Here is a 6463-nt window from a genome sequence, read left to right on the forward strand (position 1 = left end):
AGTGCTTGGGCGGCACGTTCGCGGCTCTGCGGCCAGAACGAGTCCGAGTGCGGATAGTCGCACTCCCAGGTGATCTGTTCGACGCCGATCTTGTCGCGGACCTCCATCCCGAAGTCATCCTCGATGAAGCAGCCATGGAAGTGCTTCTTCCACAAGTAGCTTGGCGGATGATCCTGGTTGACGTTGTTGTAGAAACGATGCTTGCGCCATACGCTGTCGGCGCGCTCCAAGATGTAGGGAATCCAGCCGACGCCGCCCTCGCTCAAGCCGATCTTCAGCTTTGGGTGCCGGTAGAGGGTGTGGCTGAACAACCAGTCGGTCAGCGCGGTCATCGACATGGTGCCCATCAAGGTGACGAACACCGCGAACGGGGCGTCCGGCGCGATCGGCGGCGGGAAGCCGCCGGAACCGAAGTGCTGGGCCAGCACCATGCCGGTCTCCTCCATCGCCGACAGCAGCGGATCCCAGTGATCGGAATGCACCGAGGGCAGACCCAGCTTGTCCGGCAGGTCGGGGAACGTCACGCACTTGGCGCCCTTGCCGGCGACGCGGTGGACCTCTTTCACGCTCGCCTCGATGTCCCAGAACGGCAGCATCGCGACGGGGACGAATCGGTCGGGCGCAGTGGCGGCCCACTCATCGAGGTGGAAGTCGTTCCACGCCTTGGAGCACAACACCGCCAGTTCTTTGTCGTCGCCCTCGGCGAAGACCGCGCCGGCGAACCGGGGGAACGACGGGAAACACGTCATCGCCTGTACGCCATCGATGTCCATGTCGGCCACGCGGGCCTTGGGGTCGTAGCAGCCGGGGATCATGTCGTCGTAGCGGACCGGCTCGATGCCGTACTCCTCGGGCTTCTTGCCCGCGACCGCGTTGAGCCCGATGTAGGGGTAGATACGCCCCTCGTACTCCCAGACCTGACACATCTGTCCGTTGTCGGGGCGTTCCCACTCGATGATCTTCGGTCCGGCCTCCAGGTACTTGGTGGGGAGTCGGTCGCTCCAGACCTTCGGGTGTTCGATCAGGTGATCGTCGACGGAGATCAACTCCATCCAGGGCTGCAACGGCATCAATGTCTCCTTGTGCGGGTGAACGTCACACGGCCGTGAAACGTCAAAACATTTAGTTATTTAGTTGTGATGGTAGTCACCACCCCGCCTGCCAGCAAGCAACTCGGGCCACCGCGGCGGGCAGCCGGTGCCTCATGGGCCGTGGTGCGCAATTTGTCGTGCCAGTTCGGCTTTGGCCACCTTGCCCAGGCCCGTCAGCGGGAAATCGTCGACGATGGCCAGTCGCTCGGGCCACTTCTGTTTCATCAGGCCGCGCTCGTCGAGGAAGATGCACAGTTCGTCGAGCGTTGGATCCCGGTGCCGCGGTGATCGGCGCACCACGGCGCAGACCAGCTCGCCGCGCAGCTCGTCGGGCACCCCGACCACGGCCACCTCGTCGACCATGGGGTGGTGCAGCAGTTCGCTCTCGATCTCGGCGGGCGCGACGTTCTCGCCTTTGCGAATGATGAGTTCCTTGGTCCGGCCGGTAACGACGATATGGTTGTCGGGCCGCACCAACCCGCGGTCACCGGAGCGGAACCACCCGTCGTCGGTGAGCGCCTCGGTCCACTGCCGCTCGTCGCGGTAGCCCAGGGTCATATTGGCCCCGCGCAGCTCGATCTCACCCTCGGTGTCTGGCGGTAGCACGGTCCGGGTGCCGTCGGGTTCATAGCGCACGATGCGGATCTGGGAGCCGGGGATCGCGGAGCCGCTGGTCTGGATCTGCTGCTCGGTGGTGTCGTCGGCGCGGCTGACGCAGATCATCGCCGCCTCGGTCATGCCATAGGCATGGACGACGGGAATGCCGAGGTGTTCGCGGACCCGCCGGTGCAACTCGGGTGGGCACGGCGCGCCGCCGCCGATCAGCATGCGCAGGCCGGGCATGAGAGGTTCCGCGGCGCCGCTGCCGATCTGCGCCGATACCAGCATCTGATAGACGACGCTACCCCCGCCGGCCACGGTGATGTTGTGCTCGGCGAGCAGCCCGGGCAGCTGCTCAGGTGTGAACTTGGGGACCATCAGCAACGGGTATCCCGCCAGCAGGGCACACGACAGATACACCATCCCGCCGATGTGGGCGATCGGAAAGCAGATGGTGCCGGTCTCCGCCGGGTGGCTGCCCAGGCCGAGGTACTCGGTGAAACCCTTTGCGGCCGAAAGCAATGTCGCGTCGCTGTGCACCACGCCCTTGGGGCTGCCGGTGGTGCCGGAGGTGAAGTAGATCCACTGCGGCTCGGCCGCGTCGCGGTCGGCTGGGGCAAGCTCTGGGTGCGCGGTATGTGGCAGACCGGCCGGCACGGCGACGAACTCGTCGGGGACGGTGATGACGTGCACGCCGGCTGGGGCGTTGGCGGCGGTGGAGGCGTCGACGATGAGGACGTCGGCATCGCCGACCTCGACCGCCTGTGCCACCTCGCGCCCGCGGTAGATGTGAATGATGGGCGCCTGGGTGACGGCGGACCGAGCCAGCGCCAGCATCAGCAGCGCGGCCGGGACGGTCGAGGGCAGCTGCCAGGCCACCGTCATACCCGGCCGCACGCCCTGATCGTGCAGCCACCTGGTCGCGGCCAGCGACAGCAGTGCGACCTCGCCGGCGGTGAGCACGTCGCCGTCGACATCGCGCAGCAGGGGCTGGCCGGGTCGGGCCGCCGCCATCTCATCGAGCAGGCCGGCGATCGTGCGGGCGCTCACCCACACCTCATGGGTTCACCGGCTGCACTAGGACTTCCTCACGAAATCGGTTACTGCGCTGGCCAATTCGTCGGGTTGGTCCAGCATGACATAGGTCGAGCTGTCGTCGATGGTGCGCAGTTCGCCCTTCGGGAAGGCCTCGGCCAGCCGCTGTGCATGTGTCACCGGAAACATCTTGTCCTCGGTGCCCCAAGCCATCAGCGCCGGCTTGTTCCACTCGGTGACGGCGCCGGCTGCGGCGAGTGTGTAGCGCGGATTGAGGTCGGCGCTGAACCGGACCGCTTCTCGGCGGACCGCCGATGAGGTCATGAAGCCGCCGAAGATGGCGGGCTGGCGGTCGGTGGGGATGCCGTGCCGAGTGACCGCCGAGGCGAAAAACGATCGGCCCGGGCCGGTGGCCAGCGCCCGCATCACCACCGCGCCGGCGCGGGCACTCGACCCGCATAACTTCACGATCGGCGCGAAGGACTTCGGCGGAAAGTGTTCATAGCTGTCGCAATTGGTGAACACCAGTCGAGACACCCGGCCGAAGTCCAGTGCCGGGTTGCCCAGCGCTGCCAGCACGATGCCCCCGCCGGTGTCATTGGCGATCAATGTGACGTCGCGCAAGTCGAGCATCTCTAGCAGGCCGACGATCCGTCGTCCCGCGGCCGCCACGCCTAGGTCCGCGGCGCCGGCGGGCGTCGACTGCGCGCCGAACGGCCAGGTCGGCGCGATGCACCGGAAGTCAGCGGACAGCCGACCGATGACGTCGTCCCACAACGAGCCGGTCACGTAGGCGCCGTGGACGAAGACCAGCGTTGGGCCCGAGCCGCTTTCGGTGTAGTGGATCTCGACGTCGCCGACGGTGACCGAACGATCTTTCGGCATCCGGGCCCGCGCCTATTTGCTCAGGATGGCGACTGCGGCGGTGCCGGGTGCCCCGTACAGCTGGGCCAGGGCCACCTGCGGGTCATTGGGCACCTGGCGTTCGCCGGCGGTCCCGCGTAATTGGTGCACGAGCTCGTACACCTGCCGCAGGCCCGACGCGCCGACCGGCTCACCGTTGGCGATCAGCCCGCCATCAGTGTTGATCGGGATGCGGCCGCCGATCTCGGTGGCGCCGTCAGCCAGCAGCGCCTCTTGTTCGCCGTCCTTGCAGAGCATGGTCTCGGCCATGTGGATGATCTCCGAGCCGGAATCGGTGTCCTGCAGTTGCGCGACGTCGATGTCCTCAGGACCGATGCCGGCCTGCTCGTAGGCGGCCTTGGCGGCCTCGGCGGTGGTTCCGGGCACTATCGGCAGTTCGATCGACGTGCGTAGCAGCTCGTAGGCGCCCTCTCGGCGACTGCGCAGCGCTGAAGCTCGGAGATAGATCGGGGTGTCGGTGTACTGCTTGGCCTTGTCGGCGCGGCAGACCACCACGGCAGCCGCGCCCTCGTTCGGGTTGCAGTACATGTACTGGCGCAGCGGGGCGTTCACGACCGGCGAGTCCAGGATGGCATCGACGCTCATCGCCTTGCGGCGCCACGCGTGCGGCGCCAGCGCACCGTTGGCGGAGTTCTTGGCCGCCACCCGGGCCAGCGTCTGCTCGCTGATCTCGTGGTCGTGCATGTAGCGCATGATCTTCGTGCCGAAGTAATGCGTCGTCAAGAACATGCCTTGGTCGCCGTACCACTGCGGCAGGCCGGACACTGAGGGGTCGGCACCGAACGCGCCGCGAGGGTGTTTGTCCAGCCCCACACCGACGGCTATCTCGGCCTCACCGGTTAACACATCGCGCGCGGCTAGCGTCAGCAACGAGTTGCCCGTGGCGCATCCGCTCAGGGTGGCGCGCGCGGGCAACCCGGTCATGCCGACGATTCCGGTGACAGCCTCGGGGTTGGCCACTTCCAGGCTGCCGGCGTAGAGGCTGTCGACGTCGGTCCAGTTGATCCCAGCGTCCTTGACCGCCCGGTTGATCGCCACCGCGCCCAGCTCCAGCGCGGACCGATCTGCATACCGGCCGAAGGGGTGGATTCCGACGCCGATGATGGCGATGTCAGGCCTGCTCATGGGGCTCCTTCGGGGCGTGGCGGAACGAACTCGGCACTTCGACAGGCGGCCGCCGTCTCTTATTATGTCGCTAACTCGATAACTATATATCGGATTAGAGACCATATCTGCGGTCCGTGGCGACCAACGATCAGCAGCGGAATGGCCCGAGCCGCTGCCCGGGCCATTCTCCGCTCGCCTGTTATGCGCCGGCGGTTTCCAGTACCGGCGGGTTCACGGCGTCGGGGTCGGGGTTGCGGATCGGCAAGCCCATGAATCGACGGGCGTTATCACCCATGAAGTCGTAGGTGCGCCGCTTGTCCATGCCCTCGGCGTACTTCCAATAGCCCTTCGGGGTCGCGAGGCCCTCGGGATGCGGCCAGTCCGAACCGAACAGCACCCTGTCCCAACCGACGGTTTCGACCACATCGGATACCCGGCCCTCCCAGAACGGGCTGACCCAGATGTTCCGGCGAAAGACGTCGTGCGGATGCTCGGGGAAGTTCTGCGGCATCTTGCTGTATGTCGACTGCAGATCGTCGAACAGCGGGTGGATCCAGGCGCTGCCGTTCTCCACGCTGGCGATGCGTAGCTTGGGGAACCGGGTCAGGGTGCCATGACAGATCAGGCTGGTCAGCATGTCGGCGATCTCCCGGTGGCCGAGAGCCGTCCACTTGAACGCCGACATCTCGAACGCACTGCTGGTCTGCGGCGGCTCCCACTTGTCGATGTACTCCTGCAGCGGAGGTTGGCTGGCATGCAGCACGATGGGCAGCCCGGCCGCCTGGACGTCGCTCCAGAACGGGTCGAACTCGGGCAGCGCCGGCGATCGCCAGCCCTTGTAACCGTTGACCGGTGCCGGCTTGATCAGCGCGACCTTGGCGCCGTTCTCCAGGATGTACTCGAGTTCGCGGCGCGCGTTGTCGACAATGCCCAAGGTGAGCACCGGCGTCGAGTAGATCCGGTCGGCGTAGTCATAGCTCCAGTGCTCCAGCATCCACTGGTTGAGCGCGTGGATGATCGCTGCGGTCAGATCGGGATCCTCGGCGGCCGAATGCTCGACCAGGTTGGCCAGGGTGGGGTAGTTCAGACATGCCTCCACTCCCTGACGGTCCATCTCGGCGATGCGGTCCTCGGGGTTGCGCGAACCGGCCGGCGCCTCGATACCCCGGCCAGACATCTCGCGCATCGAAAGTCCCTCGGGATTTTGTCCGGAGTAGAACTTCTCGTGCGCCCCGGGGGCGGCGACCCGCTCGAACGTCGGATTCGGCATGTAGTCGGTGATCTTGTTCAGGATCGCGATGCGGGTGTGCCTGCCGATCTGGACGAACTGCACCTTCGACCGGTACTGCTCAGGCAGGTATTTGGTCAGTGCGTCGGGGGTTTCGTACATGTGTTGGTCGGCATCGAAGATCGGTGCCTCGGTGAACTGCGTCATCGCTTGCTTCTTCCTCCTCCTCGGCGTGCTGTCGAGCTTGACCTAACTTGACAATAGTGTCAAGTAGCGACGTTGTAACTACCGCAGCAGGCACTTTGCAGTGCAGCGATTGCCAGTTGACATTCCTGTCGTATACGGTCGTGGCCATGACAATGACTTCGGGTTCCCGGCCCACCGAGGAGTTGGACGCCACCCGCGGCGTGCGCACGAGGGCCGCGATACTCAACGCCAGCCGCCAACTCTTCCTCGAGCGCGGCTATGCCGGCACACC

At 65.9% G+C, this 6463-nt stretch carries 5 protein-coding genes; all 5 read right to left on the reverse strand.

The genetic code is table 11. The features are described from left to right. Positions 1-1070, reverse strand: a 1070-nt coding sequence (locus AC2VOU_RS06180; RefSeq protein ID WP_486956578.1) for an amidohydrolase family protein, incomplete at its 3' end; no start/stop codon positions are given. 132 nt (positions 1071-1202) lie between these two features. Next, entirely contained in the window at positions 1203-2741 is a 1539-nt protein-coding gene (locus AC2VOU_RS06185; protein WP_486956579.1) for a class I adenylate-forming enzyme family protein, read from the reverse strand. A gap of 27 nt (positions 2742-2768) precedes the next feature. Continuing rightward, positions 2769-3611 carry an alpha/beta fold hydrolase gene (locus AC2VOU_RS06190; RefSeq protein ID WP_486956580.1) on the reverse strand — a complete coding sequence of 281 codons (843 nt, stop codon included), beginning with the start codon at positions 3609-3611 and terminating at the stop codon, positions 2769-2771. Positions 3612-3623: 12 nt separating this feature from the next. After that, on the reverse strand, positions 3624-4775 hold the full coding sequence (locus AC2VOU_RS06195; protein ID WP_090422600.1) for a thiolase family protein: 1152 nt from the start codon (positions 4773-4775) through the stop codon (positions 3624-3626). Between the two features lie 181 nt (positions 4776-4956). Continuing rightward, complete coding sequence (locus AC2VOU_RS06200) at positions 4957-6192, reverse strand: amidohydrolase family protein (RefSeq protein ID WP_486956581.1); 1236 nt, start codon at positions 6190-6192, stop codon at positions 4957-4959. Positions 6193-6463 lie beyond the last annotated feature (271 nt).

It is taken from the genome of Mycobacterium sp. TH-M25 (assembly GCF_057473665.1).

Bases quoted from the DNA above. Each gene is read 5' to 3' on its own strand.
- AC2VOU_RS06190 (WP_486956580.1), bottom strand. From the start codon at position 3,611: ATGCCGAAAGATCGTTCGGTCACCGTCGGCGACGTCGAGATCCACTAC.
- AC2VOU_RS06195 (WP_090422600.1), bottom strand. From the start codon at position 4,775: ATGAGCAGGCCTGACATCGCCATCATCGGCGTCGGAATCCACCCCTTC.
- AC2VOU_RS06200 (WP_486956581.1), bottom strand. From the start codon at position 6,192: ATGACGCAGTTCACCGAGGCACCGATCTTCGATGCCGACCAACACATG.